We start from the raw sequence: 18,946 nt of genomic DNA, 5'->3' as shown, positions 1-18,946 counted from the left end.
GCTTGTGTCAGTCTGCTGCGCTCGCGCCAGCTCGTTGCTGCGTTTCGCGTCAGTCTGCTGCGGGTCCTTGCCCTCGCGTCAGCCTATTGCGCTCGCCTCGGCCCGCTGCGGCTCCTGCCTCGCATCAACTCGTTGTGCCCGTCTCAGCCCGCTACGAATGCCCGCCGCTCGCATCCGCCCGCCGCACCCGCCTCAGCGCGCAACCGAAGCGGGCTGGGCACGCCACTGCCGGGGTGAGAGGTCGTTGTTGCGCCGGAACAAGCGCGTGAAATAACCCGCATCCGGAATCCCGACTCGCCGGGCAATCTCGCCGACCGGCAGATCCGTGTCGGCCAACAACCGGCGCGCCTCGGTCATTCGTCGCTCGGTGATCCACGCTTGCACCGTGCGTCCGGTGCGGCGGCGCACCACGGTGGTCAGATGCCCCGGCGTCATGCCGACCGCATCCGCCACATCGCGCAGCGACAGTGGTGCGGTGTGGCGCTGGTCGATCACGTCGAACACCTCGGCGAGCAGCGGTTCACCGCTGCGCCGCAGGTCGCCCACCACATCGGCGGCCAGCCGCGCGAGGTCGATGAGCAGCAGCGTCAGATGTGCCGAAGCCGCCTGCCGATACCCCTCCTGCCGCTGTGCCAGCTCGGCTTCGATGGCAGCAATCGCACTGTCCCACAACGGTCTTCGCTGCACCGGCACGGCCAATTCCAGCACCCCGCCCGACTGCTCGTGCAGGAACGGAAACAGCAACGGGTGCGCCCGCCACGCGGGCCATGGCGCGCGTCCGGCATCACCGAGCGCCGCGGGATCGAAGAACACTCCGACCGCACCTTCGAACTCATCCGGTGGCGCCGCCTGGATCACCTGACCTGCCGCGACGACGTACACCACACCGACGGACTGGACGTACATCAACACCGGAAAGTTGTGGATATGGGGTCGGTGGCCGCCCTCGGCATGGCGATCGAAGCGCAGCAGCGACACCGGCGGCGTGACCTGATCGCTGCGATAGTCGTACACCGGAACACCACGCCGATGTCGGACCATCCGGGTTGCCTCGATCATGACACCGAAAATAGTCCGAATTCGGCCAATTATCACCCAATTATGCCGTTATATCTGCGGGCACCATGGGAATCATGACCAAAGATCATCCAAATTCCGTACTCAAAGCCATGGGTAACCGGCACGACTACCTGCCTGCGGCCGGTCGCGACGCACTGCTACCCACCTACGACCTGCTCACCCGCATGCTCGGCATGTACAGACTCCACGAAACCCTGGTCGCACAGGCCGAACTCGCCCCCGATCAGCGAGTCCTCGAAATCGGCTGCGGCACCGGCAATCTGACGATTCGCGCCAAACGCAGCGAGCCCGCGGCAGAGGTGATCGGCTCCGATCCCGACCCGCTCGCACTCGCCCGCGCCGAGCGAAAGGCCAACGGGCTGAACGGAATCCGCTTCGAACGCGCCTACGCACAGGAATTGCCCTATCCGGACCGGGAATTCGATCGGGTGCTGTCATCGATGATGCTGCACCACCTCGATACCGACATCAAAACCGCCGCACTCGCCGAGGCGCTGCGTGTGCTTCGCCCCGGCGGCAGGCTGCATATCCTCGATATCGGCGGCGAGGTGACCACCGACGACGGCCTGATGGCCCGGCTGCTGCTGCATAACCACCATGCCCACGACAACCTCGGTGACGGCATCCCCCAACTTCTGCGCACCGTCGGCTTCGACTGCACGGTGGTCGCCTCCCAGCGCCACCGTCGTCTGGGCCGCGTCACCTTTTACCGAGGCATCCGTCCGAACTAGCCGACGCGCTGGAGCACCCGCTCGACCAGCGCGGTATCGCAATGTTCGATCACCTCGGTGAGTCGACCGTTGGCGATCCGGAAGATGAAGCAATAGGTCTGCTCATACGGCTCACCCTCGGTGGTGATGCCGTGCCCGCGGACCTGGGCGACGACGCGGTCGTCTTCGGCGATCACGAAGTCGGCCGCGCTTCGGTAGTCGGTGAACTGCGTCATCAGCGGCCGCAGAAGTTCGTTCAGCACAACCGTTTTAGGTTCCCAAGTTCGCGACCACGACCAGTTCCCCGGAAAGATCCAGCGGAAGTCCTCGGCCATGGCCTCGCCCATCGCCCGGGTATTGCCCTGGGACATCTGCTCGAAGATGTCCTCGATCAGTTTCTTGTTCGCTGCTGCACTCATATGTCCGACGCTAGGTATCGCGCACATATGCGACAAGCGAGAGTCTCGCATGTTTGATATGAGTGAACAGCATGGGTGAGTTCACGATCGTCGGATTGCGGGTGGTCCGGGAGGCCGCACGGAGCGGCTCGTTCTCGACCGCCGCGGAGAACCTCGGCTACACGCAGTCGGCGGTATCCCGGCAGATCGCCCTCATGGAGTTGGCGGCGGGCCGCGCCTTGTTCGAGCGGCACGCGCGCGGAGTGCGGGCCACCGAGGCCGGACGGATCGTGCTGCGCCATGCCGAAACGGTGCTGAGTGGACTCGGTTCCGCGCGGCAGGAACTCGACGAGCTGACCGCGCGCGCACCCGCCACGCTCCGGGTCGGCGCATTCTCGACCGCCATGGCCGCACTGGTGCCGAGAGCCATTGCCGCCACCGCGCCACGACTCGCGCGAGTACCGCTGCGAGAAGGAACCAGTCCGCGGCTGGTATCCGCCGTCGCACGGGGTCGGCTGGATCTGGCGGTGGTGACCGAGACGCGAAATCTGCCCGCAGATACCGAAATCGAGCCCCTCCTCGACGACCCGCTGCTCATCGCGGTCCCACCGGACCATGCCCTCGCGGGCCGTGCCAGCGTCACGCCCGCCCGGCTGCGCGGCGAGCGTTGGATCGCGGGCAGCACCGAGGTGAGCAGCACCCTGCTCGGCGCATGGCGCGATGCCACCTGGGAACCGGAGATCGCCTTCGTCGCCCGCGATTGGTTCGCCAAGCTCGGCCTGGTCGCGGCGGGTATGGGCAGCACCGTGGTCCCCGCGATCGCGGTGCCGGTGCTGCCGCCGGGCATCGCACTGGTCCGCATAGACCATCCCGCCGCGGTTCGCACGACAGCGGTCGTCCATCGCGGCGTTGACTCGGCCGGACAGATCTTCATCGAGGCACTTCGCGACGCCGCGGCCGACCTCGCCGCCGAAGTCCGCCAGCGACTTCGATAGCCGACTTATATAGCCACGCGCGCAAATTGGCGGCGGACCGACGCAGGCTGAGTACTGTGATTTCGATGACACGGACTTCCGTCGAAATGCCGTTGCGCTCGCTGGCCGAGCACCTGCGGATCCGGGCGGCGGGGTGCGCCCGACGATACGTGCTCGGCATCGCGGGTCCGCCTGGTGCGGGTAAATCCACGCTGTCCAAGGCCATTCGCGACGATCTGAACCACCGCGCCGGTGCCCGGATCGCCGAGATCGCACCGATGGACGGCTTCCACCTGCCCAACGCCGTACTGCGCGCGACGGCGAATCTGGAGCGCAAGGGCGAACCGCATACCTTCGACGTCGCCGCCTTCCTGGAAACCCTGCGCCGTCTGCGCGATACCCCACTCGGCGAGCCGGTGCCGTGGCCGACCTTCGACCGCGCCATCGAGGAACCGACCCCCGCCGGTGTCGTCTTCGATCGACACGAGATCGCCATTACCGAGGGCAATTACCTGCTGCTGTCCGACGGTTCCTGGTCGGGTGTGCGCGAATTCCTCGACGAGGTCTGGTATCTGGACGTGGAGCGCGATGTGCTCGAACAACGCCTGCTGCGTCGCCACATTCGCGGCGGCCGCACTTCGGAGGCCGCGAAAATCAAGGTGCACAACAGCGATTTGCCCAATGCCGATCTGATCGCCGATACCAGGCTCCGAGCCGACCTCGTACTGCGCCAGCGCGGCGGTCGCTACTACGCGGCTGAGGGGTGATGCGTCGCCGAATGACGCTGGAGGTGACATGATCTCGCTCGACGATTTATGTCGGATAGCCGGGAGCAAGCGGAATGTGGGAGTACGAATACAGCGCGGAGACTGCGGTCGCACCGGAGGCGCTGTGGCGGTGCTGGTCGGATATGGAGTCCTGGCCCGAATGGAACGAGGGGCTCGACGAGATCGAAATCGACGGCCCGTTCGAGGTCGGCACCTCGTTCACCATGACGCTGCCCGGCGGCGATACCGTGCGCATGCGCCTGGTGGAGATCGAACCCGGCGAACTGTTCACCGATGAAATGGACGGCGGCGATTTCACCGTCGTCACCGAGCACCGCCTGGAGCCGGCGGGAGAGGGATGGACCCGCGTCGTCTACCGGACCGAGATCATCGGTGACGCCGCGGATACCGTCGGCCCCGAAATCGGCCCGGAGATCACCGCCGACTTCCCGGATGTCGTTGCCGCCCTGATCAAGACGGCGCAAGCGCTCGGCTGAGCGTCAGCGGTTGTCGCGATACCAGCCGATCAGCGCGTCGGTGGACGAGTCCCCTTGCGGCCGCGGCTCTTCCGGAGACGTCAGCAAGGGGGCCAGCGCGAGCGCCTGCTGCTTGCCGAGTTCCACGCCCCACTGGTCGAAACTATCGATGCCCCAGATGGTGCCCTCGACGAATACCTGATGTTCGTAGAGCGCGATCAACTGCCCGACCACCGACGGTGTCAGCTGTGGCGCGAGAATGGTCGTGCTCGGCCGATTGCCCGGCATCACCTTGTGCGGCACCACCTTCGGATCGGTGCCCTCCGCGGCGATCTCCTCGGCCGTCTTGCCGAAGGCGAGCACCTTGGTCTGCGCGAACAGGTTGCTCATCAGGATGTCGTGCATGCTGCCGCTGCCGTCGATGGTGGGCAGATCGGCGGTGGGACGGGCGAATCCGATGAAATCGGCCGGAATCAGTCGGGTGCCCTGATGCAGCAGCTGATAGAAGGCGTGCTGGCCGTTGGTTCCCGGTTCGCCCCAGAAGATCTCACCGGTCGAGGTGGTCACCGGGGTCCCGTCGGCACGCACCGACTTGCCGTTGGACTCCATGGTCAGCTGCTGCAGATAGGCCGGGAAGCGCGCCAGATCGTTCGAATAGGGCAGCACCGCACGCGATTCCGCGCCGAAGAAGTTCGAGTACCAGATGCCGAGCAGGCCGAGCAGTACCGGGCCGTTCCGGTCCAGCGGTTCGGTCGCGAAATGTCGGTCGACGACGTGCATTCCGGCCAGGAATTCGGCGAAGCGCTCCTTGCCGATGGTCGCCATCACCGAGAGGCCGATAGCCGAATCCACCGAATAGCGGCCGCCGACCCAATCCCAGAAGCCGAACATATTCGCGGTATCGATGCCGAAATCGGCGACCCGCTCGGCATTCGTCGAGACGGCCACGAAATGCTTTGCCACGGCGTCCTCGCCGAGCGCGGCGACCAGCCAGCGCCGGGCGGCGGTGGCATTGGTCAGCGTCTCCAGCGTCGAAAACGTCTTGGAGGCAACGATGAACAGCGTGCTGGCCGGATCGAGTCCGTCGAGCTTCGCGAGCAGATCGGCCGGGTCGACATTCGAGACGAACCGGGCGGCGATCCCGGCATCGGCATAATGCCGTAGCGCGCGGTACACCATATCCGGGCCGAGATCCGAACCGCCGATGCCGATATTCACCACCGTCTTGATGCGTTCGCCGGTCGCGCCGCGCCACGCACCCGAGCGCACCGCGTCGGTGAATTCGCCCATTCGCCGCAGCACCTCGTGCACCTCGGCGCCCGCGTCCGCACCGTCCACGATGACCGATTCGCCCTCGGGCAGACGCAGCGCGATATGTTCCACCGCGCGGTCCTCCGAGGTGTTGATGTGGTCGCCGCGGTACATCGCGTCCCGCCGTTGCGCCACCCCGGCCTCATGCGCCAATTCGACCAGCAGATGCAGGGTTTCCCGGGTGACACGGTGCTTGCTGTAGTCGATGTGCAGGTCGCCGACCTGGACGATCAACTCGCGGCCGCGGTCGGGATCCTCGGCGAAGAATTCACGCAGGTGTCGTCCGGCGACGGCGCTGTGGTGCTCGTGCAGTTTCCGCCAGGCCGCCGATGCGGTGATGTCGCTGCTCACGTCCGCGAGGTTACAAGCACTCGTTCGGGCGCGCAGGCAAGGACCGCATACTTTCGCCCATGTTGCCCTGACGGCTACCCGCGTCGGTCATTCGCGTGTCGCTCGAACCGCGTGTGCGCCCGCTCGGAAAGCTCGGTGATTTCGGATCGATGAGTCGAGGGTGATGTGCGAGCGCGCGGCTTAGGCTGGGGTACATGGTGTCCGAACGCGAAGTACTCCAATCCGTACCGACGCAGCTGTGGATCGGTGGTCCCGTCGACGCCACCGGGGGCGGCACCTTCGCGGTGCACAATCCGGCCGACGGTCAGGTGCTGGCCCAGGTCGCCGATGCCACGCCGGAAGACGCCGTGCGCGCGCTGGATGCGGCCGCGGCGGTGCAGGCCGAATGGGCGGCGACACCGTCGCGCGAACGCGGCGAGATCCTGCGCCGGGTCTTCGAACAGCTGACCGCGCGCGCCGAGGAATTCGCACTGCTGATGACGCTGGAGATGGGCAAGGCGCTGCCGGAAAGCCGCAACGAGGTGCGCTACGGCGCCGAATTCTTCCGCTGGTTCAGCGAGGAGGCGGTGCGGGCGCACGGACGCTATCTGCACGCGCCGTCCGGCACCGGGCGGATCATGGTGCACAAGCAGCCCGTCGGGCCGTGTCTGGCCATCACGCCCTGGAACTTCCCGCTGGCCATGGGCACCCGCAAGATCGGACCGGCGCTGGCCGCTGGTTGCACGATGATCGTCAAGCCAGCATCGGCCACCCCACTGACCATGTTGGCGCTGGCGAAGTTGTGCAGCGAGGCGGGTCTGCCGGACGGGGTGCTCTCGGTGATCACCTCCAGCCGTTCCGGCGCCGTCACCGCGCCGCTGCTCGACGATCCGCGCCTGCGCAAGCTCACCTTCACCGGATCCACCGAGGTCGGCAAGAAACTGGTGGAGAAGTCGGCGAACGGACTGTTGCGAACCTCGATGGAGCTCGGCGGCAACGCACCGTTCGTGGTCTTCGACGATGCCGATATCGACGCCGCCGTACAGGGCGCGATGCTCGCCAAACTGCGCAATGGCGGTGAGGCGTGTACCGCGGCCAACCGCTTCCACGTGCAGAACGGTGTGCTGGAGGAGTTCACCACCAAACTCGTGGAGGCGATGTCGAATACCGTCACCCTCGGACCGGGCACCGATCCGAATACCACGCTCGGCCCGCTGATCAACGAAGAACAGCTCAATACCGTCAGCGAATTGGTCGATGACGCGGTGGCGGTCGGCGCGCAGGTCCGCCTCGGCGGCAAGGCGCCCGGCGGCCCCGGCTGGTTCTATCCCGCGACCGTCCTCAGCGAGGTACCGGCGAATGCTCGGATCCTGCGTGAGGAGGTCTTCGGCCCCGTCGCACCCGTCGTGGGCTTCGAAACCGAGGAAGAGGGCCTCGCCGCCGCGAACAACACCGAATTCGGCCTGGTCAGCTACGTCTACACCCGAGACCTCGACCGCGCCCTTCGCATTGCCGAGGGCATCGAGTCCGGCATGGTCGGCATCAACCGCGGCGTAATCTCCGACCCGGCAGCACCTTTCGGTGGTGTCAAGGCCTCCGGCTTCGGCCGCGAAGGCGGTATCGAGGGCATCGAGGAGTACCTGTCCACCAAGTACATCGCCCTCACCTGACCCGCAGACGCGAAACGACCGCCCCGGGGTGAAATACACCCGGGGCGGCCTTGTGGAATGCGGCGATCTTGCGAGCGTCGCGTGGTTCAATCGGTCCGCTGGTGGCGGCAGGAGAAGGTCAGTGGCCGAGTCGGCCGCGACCGAGGCGCAGCAACAGCATGGCGAGGGTGTGGCCCTCCTGGCCGAGTTCGCTGAAGCGCTCGAGCACCTTCATCTCACGACTGTGTACGAGGCGGGGGCCGCCGGAGGCCATGCGCGTGCGACCGATGATCCGCGAGACCTCGGTGCGGCGCTTGATGGCGGCCAGAATTTCCGCGTCGAGCTGGTCGATCTCCTTGCGGAGCTTGTCGATCTCGGCCTCGGTGTGGGGCAGAGCCGAATCGGACCCGGTCGTCGTGGCGGGGGTGCTCATCATTCATCTCCTCGTGTCAGAACATGGATCGGCCGGTGAGCCGAGCTCGTTACCGATCGGTTCTTTCACCGTGCAAAGCAAACCTGGTAGGTCTTGCAATCCTCCCCCCAGGCAGCGCGCTCAGGTACAAAGTCCGCGATCACGATATCCGGCTGTTAGCCGAATCGGATGATTCGCGGCCGTCGCGCAGGTCATGTTGGCCAGTCTGCCACGGGGCCGAAGCAATGCAAAACACTTCGTTTTGTGAATCTCCTGAGAAGGCTTGCACGTTGCGACGCTCGTGTCGACCCGGGGCGGTTCATCCGCCGTTCGCCGAATGGACACCGATGGCGGCCGGGACTTCATCTCTGTCGGTGCCCGCCGGTAGCGTGGATGGACGATGGACATCACGGTGGCTCCCAAGACGCAGGCCGGGCGGACTCGGCACCAGGATTCAGCCCAGAAACCGCAGGTCGACGCTGCTCGCATCGAGGAGATGGGTGACTCTGCCGTGCCTGCCGCGGCGGTGGTCCCGGATCCGTCCGTCGATGATGCGCGGCGTGTCGTGGACGACAAGCACCGTGTCGAACAAGAAAAGCGCCGCGCCGAACGTGAGCAACGTCGCGCCGAGGAGGCCGAGCGACTGCTCGACGGCCTCAACCCGCAGCAGCGCGCCGCCGTGGTGCACACCGGTGCGCCGCTGCTGATCGTCGCGGGCGCGGGTTCGGGCAAGACCGCCGTGCTCACCAGGCGCATCGCCTATTTGCTGGCCGCCCGCGGGGTGACTCCCGGCCAGGTCCTGGCCATCACCTTCACCAATAAGGCCGCCGCCGAAATGCGTGAGCGGGTGAGCGGGCTGGTCGGTCCGCGCGCGAACAACATGTGGGTCTCGACCTTCCACTCCAGCTGCGTCCGAATCCTGCGCATGCAGGCCGCGCTGCTGCCCGGTCTGAATTCGAATTTCTCCATCTACGACGCCGACGATTCCCGGCGGTTGCTCACCATGATCAGCCGCGACTTCGATATCGACGTCAAGAAATATTCGGCGCGACTGCTGGCCACCGCCATCTCGAATTTGAAGAACGAGCTCATCGGCCCGGAGCAGGCCACCGCCGATGCCGAAACCGATGAAACCGAACTGCCCGGACTCGTCGCCCGCGTGTACACCGAATACCAGCGCCGGTTGCGCTCGGCAAATGCCCTGGACTTCGACGATCTGATCGGCGAAACGGTGGCCCTGCTGCAGAACCATCCGCAGGTCGCCGAATACTATCGCCGCCGGTTCCGGCATGTGCTGGTCGACGAGTACCAGGACACCAACCACGCCCAGTACATCCTGGTCCGCGAGCTGGTCGGACATCATGCGCAGGAGCAGGCCGAAGACGCGGTCGCGCCGAGCGAACTGTGCGTCGTCGGTGATGCGGACCAGTCCATCTACGCCTTCCGCGGCGCGACCATCCGCAATATCGAGGAATTCGAACGCGACTTCCCGGATGCGGAAACCATTTTGTTGGAACAGAATTACCGCTCCACCCAGAACATTCTGTCCGCCGCGAACGCGGTGATATCGCGCAATGAGAAGCGCAGGGACAAGCGGCTGTGGACCGATTCCGGTGAGGGCGATCTGATCACCGGCTACGTCGCCGACAATGAGCACGACGAGGCCTCGTTCGTGGCCCGCGAGATCGACCGGCTTGTTGACGCGGGCGACGCCAACTACAGCGATGTCGCGGTCTTCTACCGCACCAACAACAATTCCCGTGCGCTGGAAGAAATCTTCATTCGCATGGGACTGCCCTACAAGGTGGTCGGCGGCGTGCGCTTCTACGAGCGCAAGGAGGTGCGCGATATCGTCGCGTACCTGCGCGTGCTCGACAATCCGGAGGACACGGTGAGCCTGCGCCGCGTCCTCAACACCCCGCGTCGCGGCATCGGCGACCGGGCCGAGGCCTGTGTCGCGGTGCACGCCGAACAGCGCGGTATCGGTTTCGCCGAGGCACTGCGCGATGCCGCCGATGGCAAAGTGGCGCTGTTGAATACGCGGGCGCAACGCGCGATCGCCGGATTCCTCGACCTGCTCGAAGAGGTAAGGGCGGCGGGTGCGCAGGCGGATCAGGACTTTCCCGACCTCGGCAATATGGTCGAAGCGGTGCTCGACCGCACCGGCTACCGGGCCGAGTTGGAGGGCTCCGACGATCCGCAGGACGGCGCGCGGCTGGACAACCTGAACGAATTGGTGAGCGTCGCGCGGGAATTCAGCTCCGAGGCATACAACAATGCCGAGGCCGCCCGAGAAGAAGGGTTGGTGCCGGAGGTGGCCGAGGGCGAACCCGATCCGGGTTCACTCGCCGCCTTCCTGGAACGCGTCTCACTGGTGGCCGATAGTGACCAGCTGCCCGAGGAGGGCTCCGGCGTGGTCACCATGATGACGCTGCACACCGCCAAGGGGCTGGAATTCCCGGTGGTCTTCGTGACCGGCTGGGAGGACGGGCAGTTCCCGCATATGCGCGCACTCGGCGATCCGACCGAGCTGGCCGAGGAACGCCGCCTCGCCTACGTCGGCATCACCCGGGCACGGCAGCGGCTCTACGTCACCCGAGCGGTGGTGCGCTCCGGCTGGGGACAGCCGGTCTCGAATCCGGAATCCCGATTCCTCCAGGAGATTCCGGCCCACCTCGTCGACTGGAAACGGTTGGAGCCGAAGGGTTCGCCGCTCACTCGCGGCATCCGCCGACGCGGCGACGACGATGGCCTGGAACACGACTGGACCCGAGACGGCTGGAATCAGCGGCCGGGCGTCAACGATCGCGGTCCGCGCCGCCCCGCGCCCGGCGGCGCGAGCCGCAATAATGCCAATCTGGTACTGGCTGTCGGCGATCGAGTCAGCGATGACAAATACGGCCTCGGCCGTGTGGTAGCCGCCGAAGGCTTCGGGCCCCTGGCCACCGTCACCATCGACTTCGGCACCGCGGGCAAGATCCGGCTCATCCCGCAATACAGCCGCACCCTGGTCAAGCTCTGATAGGACCTTCGGGGCCCTGATCTATCGCCGGTAGCGTGCGCGACATGGAAACCGTCGCGCAATACCTGCTGTGGTTGCTTCCGATGCTGTGGCTGGGCATGGTGCTGGCCATCTCGTTCCTGGAGGCACCGCTGAAGTTCCGAGCGCCGGGGATCACCCTGCCGCTCGGCCTCGGCATCGGACGGCTGGTATTCCGTGCGCTGAATATCGCGGAGACCATCCTCGCCGCCTTGTTGATCGTGGCGATCCTGGTCGTCGCGCCCAGCGGTGCCGTTCGGGTCTGGCTAGGCGTCGCCGTTGCCATCCTCGCCATCCAACTCCTCGCGGTCCGGCCACTGCTGACTCGCCGCTCGGACCGCGTGCTCGCGGGCGCGGAATCGCCGCGCTCGCATGCGCACTACTGGTACGTGGCCTTGGAAGTGTTCAAGGCCGTGAGCTTGCTCGGACTAGCGATCGCCGCCGCACCGTAGCCCCGGCTTCAGTGCGCGCGCGCTAGGTCGCGCAGACAATTGGCGGTGTCGCCGCGAGGGCCGCAGTTCCGTCGAACGTAGTCAAATGGTGGTCGCCCACGGCGAATTCGACCGCCATATCACTACGCTCGGCGAGTTGCCGGAGACCGATGCCGCCAGCGCATGGTGAGCATCTGACCAATGCTTTGCGGGTCAGTCGCGTTGGGAGCCGAGGCTGATGCCGCGGGTGGCGAGCCAGGGGAGGGGGTCGATGCGGTCGGTGCCGTTGAGCCAGACCTCGAAATGGCAGTGCGGGCCGGTGGATTCGCCGCGGTTTCCGACGGTGGCGATCTCGTCGCCCGCGAGGACGTGCTGGCCTACCGAGACCAGCGCGGTATTGATGTGGCCGTACACCGTGACGGTGCCGTCGTCGCCGCGCATGCGTACCCACATGCCGAAACCGGCGGCCGGTCCGGCGTCGATGACGGTGCCGTCCTCGACGGCGTAGATCGGTGTGCCGATGGGGGCGGCGACGTCGACACCGGGATGCAGGACGCCCCAGCGCTCGCCGTATCCGGAAGTGAAAGCGCCCGAGGCGAATTTCGTGAACAGCGGCCGCAGCTTCGACTCCGCTTCCGCCGCCAGATCCTGCGCGAACTTATCGCCGTTCTCCAGCACATCGGAGAACTGGCCGAGACTCGTCGGTGTCGCGGTATCGAGCAACTCCGGTGTCGTCGGCAGCTCATCGCTCACCGGTTCCAACGCCCGCTGCTGCCCAACGGCCTGCAATTCGGCTGTCTGCGGCGACTTCTCACTACCCGCCGCAAAATTCTGCCCTGCGGCAACGATCGCGCCCGCCGCCACCGCGATAACCGCGACCCGCCCCTTCAACGCCCGCGGCGGCGCAGGCACTCGATGCGCACCACCCGGCCTCTTCCGCCGACCCTGCCGGTCCGCCGAATCGCCAGGAGTACCTACCTGAACTGCCCCCGCCGTCCCCTCGATATCGCGAGCACCGCTACCCCGAGCCGCACACCAAAGGCGCAACTCGTCGTCGCGCCGAGCAGCATCGCGACGTTGCGACGCAATGCCATCCCAGCCTGTGTCCCCATCACGGCCGTCACCGAATCCGCGCCAGCCGCCGTTGCCCCCGCTGTAATCCTCGCCTACGCCGTAGACCTGCCCGGGCTGCGTGTCGCGCTCCTGGCCTGTGTCGTGCCGCAGGCTTGCGTCGTGGTTCGGCCGGGCGTTGTAGTTCGGGCTTGCGCCGAAACCCGTGCCTTCGCCGTTGTTCCAGCTTGCGGCATGGCCCGGGTGCGCGTGCTCCTGGCTTGTGCCGTGACCCAGGCATGCGTGGTATTCCTGGGTAGCGCCGCCATTCCAGCCCGGACCCTGATCGCGGTCGTCCGATAACCCGTGCCAGTCGGCATTGCTCGTGCTGTAGATCAGGCTGTCGCCGTAATCCAGGCCCGCGTTGTAGCCATGTCCCGCGGCATAATCCGAGCCTTCGCCATATTCCTGGCTAGCGCCGCCGTTCCAGTCCAGGCTCTCATCGGAGTCGCCGCCGAAACCGTGCCAGCTTCCGTTGCCCACGCTGTCGCCATATTCTCGGCTTGCGTCGTAGATCTGGCCAGCGCCTTGATCGTGGCCCGGTAGGTAAGTCTGGCTTGTGCCGTAACCCTGGCTGTCGCCGTAGCTCTGCCATGCGTGGTCCTGCCACGCGGCGAAATCCCGGTCCTCGCCTTGAACACCACCACCGTCGAATCCTGCATCGACTTGCGCCCATTGATTGTTCAGCTGCCAGGATTCAGCGCCGTTGGACTGCCCTGAAGATTGCCAAGAGTTATCTGGATAACGCTGAACCGGCACGTCCCGCCAATCGGAGACCGATAACCGCTCGTGCTTCATCGCTGTACACCACTACCGCGCCCGAATTGTCCTGAATGCGAGAAAAGTTCGAATGTTCCTGGTCTTCGCGTGTCGTGGACGGCGCTCGGGGTTCTCGCAACGGGCATCGAGATTTTCATCCTCCGGTCGCAACTACTGAAGGGGAACGGATCCGTCGACGGTAACGGATCGATAGCGGTCCCGCAACCAGTCGCGTCCAATGAATCCCACTGCTGCACTTTGAATTTGGAGCGGAAGCGCCGAAGCGAACAGCGACCCACATGCCACGAACGTCCAGGCGCGACGCATCCGTGCCCGTATCGCAGCTTAGTGCTTGCGATGAATCCCTCCCCGCCCCCGAGGAAAGTGGGAACTCAGTCGCGCTGCGGACCCAAGCTGATACCGCGCGTCGCTAACCACGGCAGCGGATCGATCTTGTCGACCCCGTTCAACCACACCTCGAAATGGCAGTGCGGACCGGTGGAGAAACCGCGGTTGCCGATGGTGGCGATCTGATCACCGGCCAACACGCGCTGACCCGCCGACACTGTCGCGGTATCGATGTGGCCATAGATGGTGACGGTGCCGTCATCGTGCAGCAGACGCACCCACATACCGAAACCGGATGCCGGACCCGCTTCGATCACGGTGGCGTCGGCGACGGCGTAGATCGGAGTGCCGATCGGGCCCGCGATATCGATGCCGAGATGCTGTACGCCCCAGCGGGCGCCGAATCCGGAGGTGAAATTGCCCGACGCGAATTTGGTGAACAGCGGGCGCAGCTTCGAGGCCTCCTGCGCCGCCAAATCGTCGGCGAACTTCTGCCCCTTTTGCAGCATGTCGCCGAACTGACCGAGATTCGTCGGGGCCGAAACATTGAGCACCTGTGGCGAATCCGGCGAAGTATTCGGATCGGCCACGCTGACCGACTGCGCGGCGATTTCGTGAATCTGTCCGGCGGCCTCGTAATCGACGGCCTGCGAAGGCTGTTCGGGCGAGGCGAAGGCGGCCTGTCCGGCGGCGACCACCGCACCCGCGGCAACGGCGACGACCGCGGCGCGGCCCTTGAGCGAAGCAGGGGGTGCGGACATCCGATGCGCGCCACCATGACCGCGGTTCGCGCGGCGGCCCGGGATCACAGTGGGCCGGGCGGGGCCTTCCGGAGCCTCGGGCTCCCAGGGAGAGCACTGACCATCCCACGATTCGTCGCCATCCCAGGACGACTCCTCGCCGTCCCATGACCCGTCCGTCTCTGGCGTCCAGGACGCCTCGGAGTCGGCGTTCCAAGTCTCATCGCTCTCAGGAGTCCAAGAATCGTCGGAAGCCCACGCACCGCCATCGGACCAGGAGTCGCCTTGCGTCCAATCCTGCGACTGTCCCCACGAATCAACTTGTGAGTCGGCCTGCGGCTGTGCCCACGAATCGGCCCGCGACTGTTCCCAAGCGGAATCGGACTGTGCCCAAGAATCGTTCGCGCCCAACGCGCTGCCCCCGTATTCGTGTCCACCCGCCGCGTACCGATGCCCACCGGCATGCCGCGACGAAGTCCCGAACGGGTCTACCGCAGCACTGGAATGGCCACCGAACGACTCGTCGTCATCGGACCGGTAACGATGTCCGGAGCGAGCGCGATTTTCGGTTGCGAAGGTCGAGCGATGGTTCATCGGTGGTGCCACATCATCGAGCGAGAGATCACGGAATCGAACTGCCTGATCAGAGGCGCTAAGGAACGGCTCTCCGTCTGCGGAGCGCTGTGCTGCGTCAAGCTTGCCGTCCTCCTAGTCGTGACCGTGTTGTGACATCGACCGCAATGACGGTAACGAAACGATTGCGAGGTCCGCAAGCGCTACGTGCGATCAATCCAAACATGTGAGATTGATCACGGTAACGCACCGGAATAACTCACTGTGATCGGGGCATGCGGGTGAGACTCGGCGACGACGAAGCGTAGTAGAAGGCCGTCGGCGAACCGGTTCGGCGGCTCTACCTGGCGCGCCGTCAGCAACCTACTGGCGAGTAGCCTTGGCCTGGCGTTTTCCCGCCCTGGGCAACAGCCCGTGACCTGCGCCACTTAGGATGAATGTGGCCGTTTGGCCCTCCATGTGACTGGTTAAAGTCCGACCCGACCCGCTTCCGACGTCGGGCCGCCAACAAAGACGTTGTCATCACAACGCAGACGAGACGGTGAGTACATGGATCTCTTCGAATATCAGGCGAAGGAGCTCTTCGTTAAGCACGGAGTGCCTTCGTCCGAGGGCCGCGTCACGGACACGGCCGAGGACGCCCGCGCCATCGCGGCCGAAATCGGCAAGCCGGTGATGATCAAGGCCCAGGTGAAGGCCGGTGGCCGCGGCAAGGCGGGTGGCGTCAAGTTCGCCGCCACCCCGGACGACGCGTTCACGCACGCGCAGAACATCATCGGCCTGGATATCAAGGGCCACATCACCAAGAAGATCCTTGTCGCCGAAGCCAAGGACATTGCGGAGGAGTACTACATCTCCTTCCTGCTCGACCGCTCCAACCGCACCTACCTGGCCATGTGCTCGGTCGAAGGCGGTATGGAGATCGAAGAGGTCGCCGCGACCAAGCCCGAGCGCCTCGCCAAGGTGCCGGTCGACGCCGTCAAGGGTGTCGACCTCGCGTTCGCCCGCTCGATCGCCGAGCAGGGCCACCTGCCCGCCGACGTGCTCGACGCCGCGGCCGTGACCATTCAGAAGCTCTGGGAGGTGTTCATCGGCGAGGACGCCACCCTGGTGGAGGTCAACCCGCTGGTCCGCACCCCCGACAACGAGATCCTCGCGCTCGACGGCAAGGTGACCCTGGACGAGAACGCCGAGTTCCGGCAGCCCGGTCACGCGGCCTTCGCGGACAAGGACGCGACCGATCCCCTCGAGCTCAAGGCCAAGGACAACGACCTCAACTACGTCAAGCTCGACGGTGAGGTCGGCATCATCGGCAACGGTGCGGGTCTGGTCATGTCCACCCTCGACGTGGTCGCCTACGCGGGTGAGAACCACGGCGGTGTCAAGCCCGCCAACTTCCTCGACATCGGTGGTGGCGCCTCGGCCGAGGTCATGGCCGCCGGGCTCGATGTCATCCTGGGTGATGCCCAGGTCAAGAGCGTGTTCGTCAATGTCTTCGGTGGCATCACCGCCTGTGACGCGGTCGCCAACGGCATCGTGAAGGCGCTGGAAATCCTTGGCGCCGAGGCGAATAAGCCGCTGGTCGTCCGTCTCGACGGCAACAAGGTGGACGAGGGTCGCAAGATTCTCGTCGATGCCGCGCATCCGCTGATCACACTTGCGCAGACAATGGACGAAGGCGCCGACAAGGCCGCCGAACTGGCAGCGGCCAAGTAAGGAAACCGGAAATGTCTATCTTCCTCAACAAGGATTCCAAGGTCATCGTCCAGGGCATCACCGGCGGTGAGGGCACCAAGCACACCGCGCTGATGCTGAAGGCCGGCACCCAGGTCGTGGGCGGTGTCAACGCGCGCAAGGCGGGCACTACCGTCGCGCACACCGACAAGGACGGCAACGCGATCGAGCTGCCGGTCTTCGGCACCGTCGAAGAGGCCATCAAGGCGACCGGCGCCGATGTGTCCATCGCCTTCGTGCCACCGAAGTTCTCCAAGGACGCCATCATCGAGGCCATCGACGCGGAGATCCCGCTGCTCGTGGTCATCACCGAGGGCATCCCGGTGCAGGACACCGCCTACGCGTGGGCCTACAACGTGGAGAAGGGCAACAAGACCCGAATCATCGGCCCGAACTGCCCGGGCATCATCACCCCCGGCGAATCGCTGGTCGGCATCACCCCGGCCAACATCACCGGCAAGGGCCCGGTCGGCCTGGTGTCGAAGTCCGGCACCCTCACCTACCAGATGATGTACGAGCTGCGTGATTTCGGCTTCTCCACGGCCATCGGCATCGGCGGCGACCCGGTCATCGGCACCACTCACATCGACGCCATCGAGGCGTTCGAGCAGGACCCCGAGACCAAGCTGATCGTGATGATCGGTGAGATCGGCGGCGACGCCGAGGAGCGGGCCGCGGCCTACATCAAGGCCAATGTCACCAAGCCGGTCGTCGGCTACGTCGCTGGCTTCACCGCCCCCGAGGGCAAGACCATGGGCCACGCGGGCGCGATCGTGTCCGGTTCGGCCGGTACCGCCCAGGCGAAGAAGGATGCGCTCGAGGCCGCCGGTGTGAAGGTCGGCAAGACGCCGTCCGAGACCGCCGCGCTGGCGCGGGAGATCCTGGAGAAGGCAAGCGTCACCGCCTGATTCGCGGATTCACACGAAGGCCGCCATCTCGATCGGATGGCGGCCTTCGTGTGTTCAGAAGAAGTGGACAACCGAAGCGATCCCGAAGACGAGGCTGTACACCGCGAACGGCAGCAGCGAATTCGATTTGAAATAGCGCTCCAGGAAGCGGACCGCGAGATACGCCGCGCCACCCGCGACGATCGATCCGACCAGTACCTGACCGAGGATGCCGTCGCCTTGCGGACCGGCCAGCGTCGGCAGTTTGAGCACCCCCGCGGCGAGAATGACCGGAGTGGCGAGCAGGAAGGCGAATTTCGCCGCGTCCTCATGGTCCAAACCACGCAGCAGGCCGCCGACCATTGTCATGCCGGAGCGGCTGATGCCCGCGAACAACGCACCCGCCTGCGAGACGCCGATGATCAAGGCGTCCTTGATCGATAGGTCGCCGAGACTGGTCGGCTCCTCCGCCGTCGCGACGAAATATCCCTCTTCGATGGCCTTGGCCCGCGCCTCGGCCTCGGCGAAGCGGCGGCCGTAATCGGACAGCGTCGGCTGGCTGCGCCGACGCATCACCTCACCGGTGACGAGCACGACTCCGTTCAACGTCAGAAACAGGCCTGCCGCAAAGGGTTTCGCGAACAAGGTGCGCAGCGGATGTTCCAGCAGCAACCCGAGCACACCGACCGGCACGGTCGCCAGGAGCACCAGCCAACCCAAGCGCTGACTCGACGTTTCGATCCGGCGGGTGCGCAATGTGGTGAACAAGCCGACCACGATCTCCACCCAGTCGCGCCAATAGAACACCAGCAGTGCGATCGCGGTCGCCACATGCAGTCCGACGACAAAGGCGAGATACGGTGTGCCGGAATCGGAATCGCCCTGGGTGACCAGCTCGCTCCAGGACCCACCCAGCCATGCGGGCACCAAAACGGAATGACCCAGGCTGGAAATCGGGAACAGTTCGGTTATGCCTTGCAGTGCGCCGATCACAACGGCTTGGGTGTAGGTGAGCATCGCCTGACAGCTTGGCACGTCGAACCCGCCGCGAGACCGCCCTGAAACAGACCTGTGTCCGTTTTGGAATGCTTGTCGCAGAGCGGGTTTCAGTCCGGGCGACGCGGCCCTACCAGGGCATCGAGATCGATACGAGCGGAAATGGCGCTTCTTGGCCGACGATGCCGGTGGTTGTCGGTCGGGTCGATGGGCGTCGACCA

At 65.5% G+C, this 18,946-nt stretch carries 15 protein-coding genes and 1 pseudogene; 9 read left to right on the top strand and 7 right to left on the bottom strand.

The window, feature by feature from the left end; translation table 11 throughout:
* Window positions 1-192: 192 nt before the first annotated feature.
* On the bottom strand, window positions 193-1,059 hold the full coding sequence (locus tag NA5_RS16240; RefSeq protein WP_062986572.1) for a helix-turn-helix transcriptional regulator: 867 nt from the start codon (window positions 1,057-1,059) through the stop codon (window positions 193-195).
* 74 nt (window positions 1,060-1,133) lie between these two features.
* On the opposite strand from NA5_RS16240, the gene NA5_RS16235 reads away from it, so the two are divergent.
* Complete coding sequence (locus NA5_RS16235; protein ID WP_062986659.1) at window positions 1,134-1,811, top strand: class I SAM-dependent methyltransferase; 678 nt, start codon at window positions 1,134-1,136, stop codon at window positions 1,809-1,811.
* Here the strand turns inward: NA5_RS16235 and NA5_RS16230 are convergent.
* Window positions 1,808-2,209 carry a nuclear transport factor 2 family protein gene (locus NA5_RS16230; protein ID WP_063813420.1) on the bottom strand — a complete coding sequence of 134 codons (402 nt, stop codon included), beginning with the start codon at window positions 2,207-2,209 and terminating at the stop codon, window positions 1,808-1,810. The genes NA5_RS16235 and NA5_RS16230 overlap by 4 nt on opposite strands.
* Before the next feature lie 71 nt (window positions 2,210-2,280).
* Here NA5_RS16230 and NA5_RS16225 point away from each other — a divergent pair, with 71 nt between their 5' ends.
* The 3 genes from NA5_RS16225 (at window position 2,281) to NA5_RS16215 (ending at window position 4,426) form a co-directional block, all read left to right on the top strand.
* A complete protein-coding gene (locus NA5_RS16225) occupies window positions 2,281-3,183 on the top strand; it encodes a LysR family transcriptional regulator (RefSeq protein ID WP_062986568.1) in 903 nt (300 codons plus the stop codon).
* A 65-nt stretch (window positions 3,184-3,248) separates the two neighbouring features.
* Entirely contained in the window at window positions 3,249-3,929 is a 681-nt protein-coding gene (locus NA5_RS16220) for a nucleoside/nucleotide kinase family protein (protein WP_062986657.1), read from the top strand.
* 74 nt (window positions 3,930-4,003) lie between these two features.
* Window positions 4,004-4,426, top strand: a complete 423-nt coding sequence (locus NA5_RS16215; RefSeq protein WP_062986566.1) for an SRPBCC family protein — start codon at window positions 4,004-4,006, stop codon at window positions 4,424-4,426.
* A 3-nt stretch (window positions 4,427-4,429) separates the two neighbouring features.
* On the opposite strand, the gene pgi is transcribed toward NA5_RS16215, so the two are convergent.
* Window positions 4,430-6,067 carry a glucose-6-phosphate isomerase gene (gene pgi / locus NA5_RS16210; protein ID WP_062986564.1) on the bottom strand — a complete coding sequence of 546 codons (1,638 nt, stop codon included), beginning with the start codon at window positions 6,065-6,067 and terminating at the stop codon, window positions 4,430-4,432.
* A 194-nt stretch (window positions 6,068-6,261) separates the two neighbouring features.
* Here pgi and NA5_RS16205 point away from each other — a divergent pair, with 194 nt between their 5' ends.
* Complete coding sequence (locus NA5_RS16205) at window positions 6,262-7,716, top strand: NAD-dependent succinate-semialdehyde dehydrogenase (RefSeq protein WP_062986562.1); 1,455 nt, start codon at window positions 6,262-6,264, stop codon at window positions 7,714-7,716.
* 118 nt (window positions 7,717-7,834) lie between these two features.
* Here the strand turns inward: NA5_RS16205 and NA5_RS16200 are convergent, their stop codons facing one another.
* Entirely contained in the window at window positions 7,835-8,128 is a 294-nt protein-coding gene (locus tag NA5_RS16200) for a chorismate mutase (protein ID WP_040695556.1), read from the bottom strand.
* 379 nt (window positions 8,129-8,507) lie between these two features.
* Here NA5_RS16200 and pcrA point away from each other — a divergent pair, with 379 nt between their 5' ends.
* Window positions 8,508-11,129 (top strand): DNA helicase PcrA, encoded by a 2,622-nt coding sequence (gene pcrA / locus NA5_RS16195; protein WP_062986561.1) that lies wholly within the window; start codon window positions 8,508-8,510, stop codon window positions 11,127-11,129.
* A 44-nt stretch (window positions 11,130-11,173) separates the two neighbouring features.
* A complete protein-coding gene (locus NA5_RS16190; RefSeq protein ID WP_062986560.1) occupies window positions 11,174-11,599 on the top strand; it encodes a hypothetical protein in 426 nt (141 codons plus the stop codon).
* A 192-nt stretch (window positions 11,600-11,791) separates the two neighbouring features.
* On the opposite strand, the pseudogene NA5_RS43480 reads toward NA5_RS16190, so the two are convergent.
* A pseudogene (locus tag NA5_RS43480) lies at window positions 11,792-12,574 on the bottom strand (M23 family metallopeptidase); the annotation flags it as partial.
* 1,265 nt (window positions 12,575-13,839) lie between these two features.
* Complete coding sequence (locus NA5_RS43475) at window positions 13,840-14,946, bottom strand: M23 family metallopeptidase (RefSeq protein WP_443093739.1); 1,107 nt, start codon at window positions 14,944-14,946, stop codon at window positions 13,840-13,842.
* Window positions 14,947-15,657: 711 nt separating this feature from the next.
* On the opposite strand from NA5_RS43475, the gene sucC reads away from it, so the two are divergent.
* Together sucC and sucD are read left to right on the top strand one after the other, a co-directional pair.
* A complete protein-coding gene (sucC, locus tag NA5_RS16175) occupies window positions 15,658-16,824 on the top strand; it encodes an ADP-forming succinate--CoA ligase subunit beta (RefSeq protein WP_062986558.1) in 1,167 nt (388 codons plus the stop codon).
* A gap of 11 nt (window positions 16,825-16,835) precedes the next feature.
* Window positions 16,836-17,750 carry a succinate--CoA ligase subunit alpha gene (gene sucD / locus NA5_RS16170; RefSeq protein WP_062986557.1) on the top strand — a complete coding sequence of 305 codons (915 nt, stop codon included), beginning with the start codon at window positions 16,836-16,838 and terminating at the stop codon, window positions 17,748-17,750.
* A 54-nt stretch (window positions 17,751-17,804) separates the two neighbouring features.
* On the opposite strand, the gene NA5_RS16165 is transcribed toward sucD, so the two are convergent.
* The gene (locus tag NA5_RS16165; RefSeq protein ID WP_062986555.1) at window positions 17,805-18,746 is read right to left on the bottom strand and encodes an undecaprenyl-diphosphate phosphatase; all 942 of its coding nucleotides are present in this window, start codon (window positions 18,744-18,746) and stop codon (window positions 17,805-17,807) included.
* Window positions 18,747-18,946 lie beyond the last annotated feature (200 nt).

The sequence above is a fragment of the Nocardia anaemiae NBRC 100462 genome (genome assembly GCF_001612725.1).
In the GTDB taxonomy this organism is placed as follows: Bacteria; Actinomycetota; Actinomycetes; order Mycobacteriales; family Mycobacteriaceae; genus Nocardia; species Nocardia anaemiae.
The sequence above is the reverse complement of the archived record's forward strand: the minus strand, read 5'-3'. Positions and strand labels throughout refer to the sequence as shown.

What these genes read in the sequence shown, in the direction of transcription:
- NA5_RS16215 (WP_062986566.1), top strand. Translation starts at nt 4,004, where the DNA reads ATGTGGGAGTACGAATACAGCGCGGAGACTGCGGTCGCACCGGAGGCG.
- NA5_RS16190 (WP_062986560.1), top strand. Translation starts at nt 11,174, where the DNA reads ATGGAAACCGTCGCGCAATACCTGCTGTGGTTGCTTCCGATGCTGTGG.
- NA5_RS16205 (WP_062986562.1), top strand. Translation starts at nt 6,262, where the DNA reads ATGGTGTCCGAACGCGAAGTACTCCAATCCGTACCGACGCAGCTGTGG.
- NA5_RS16240 (WP_062986572.1), bottom strand. Translation starts at nt 1,059, where the DNA reads ATGATCGAGGCAACCCGGATGGTCCGACATCGGCGTGGTGTTCCGGTG.
- NA5_RS16200 (WP_040695556.1), bottom strand. Translation starts at nt 8,128, where the DNA reads ATGAGCACCCCCGCCACGACGACCGGGTCCGATTCGGCTCTGCCCCAC.
- NA5_RS16230 (WP_063813420.1), bottom strand. Translation starts at nt 2,209, where the DNA reads ATGAGTGCAGCAGCGAACAAGAAACTGATCGAGGACATCTTCGAGCAG.
- NA5_RS16235 (WP_062986659.1), top strand. Translation starts at nt 1,134, where the DNA reads ATGACCAAAGATCATCCAAATTCCGTACTCAAAGCCATGGGTAACCGG.
- NA5_RS16220 (WP_062986657.1), top strand. Translation starts at nt 3,249, where the DNA reads ATGACACGGACTTCCGTCGAAATGCCGTTGCGCTCGCTGGCCGAGCAC.
- pcrA (WP_062986561.1), top strand. Translation starts at nt 8,508, where the DNA reads ATGGACATCACGGTGGCTCCCAAGACGCAGGCCGGGCGGACTCGGCAC.
- sucC (WP_062986558.1), top strand. Translation starts at nt 15,658, where the DNA reads ATGGATCTCTTCGAATATCAGGCGAAGGAGCTCTTCGTTAAGCACGGA.
- sucD (WP_062986557.1), top strand. Translation starts at nt 16,836, where the DNA reads ATGTCTATCTTCCTCAACAAGGATTCCAAGGTCATCGTCCAGGGCATC.
- NA5_RS16225 (WP_062986568.1), top strand. Translation starts at nt 2,281, where the DNA reads ATGGGTGAGTTCACGATCGTCGGATTGCGGGTGGTCCGGGAGGCCGCA.
- NA5_RS16165 (WP_062986555.1), bottom strand. Translation starts at nt 18,746, where the DNA reads ATGCTCACCTACACCCAAGCCGTTGTGATCGGCGCACTGCAAGGCATA.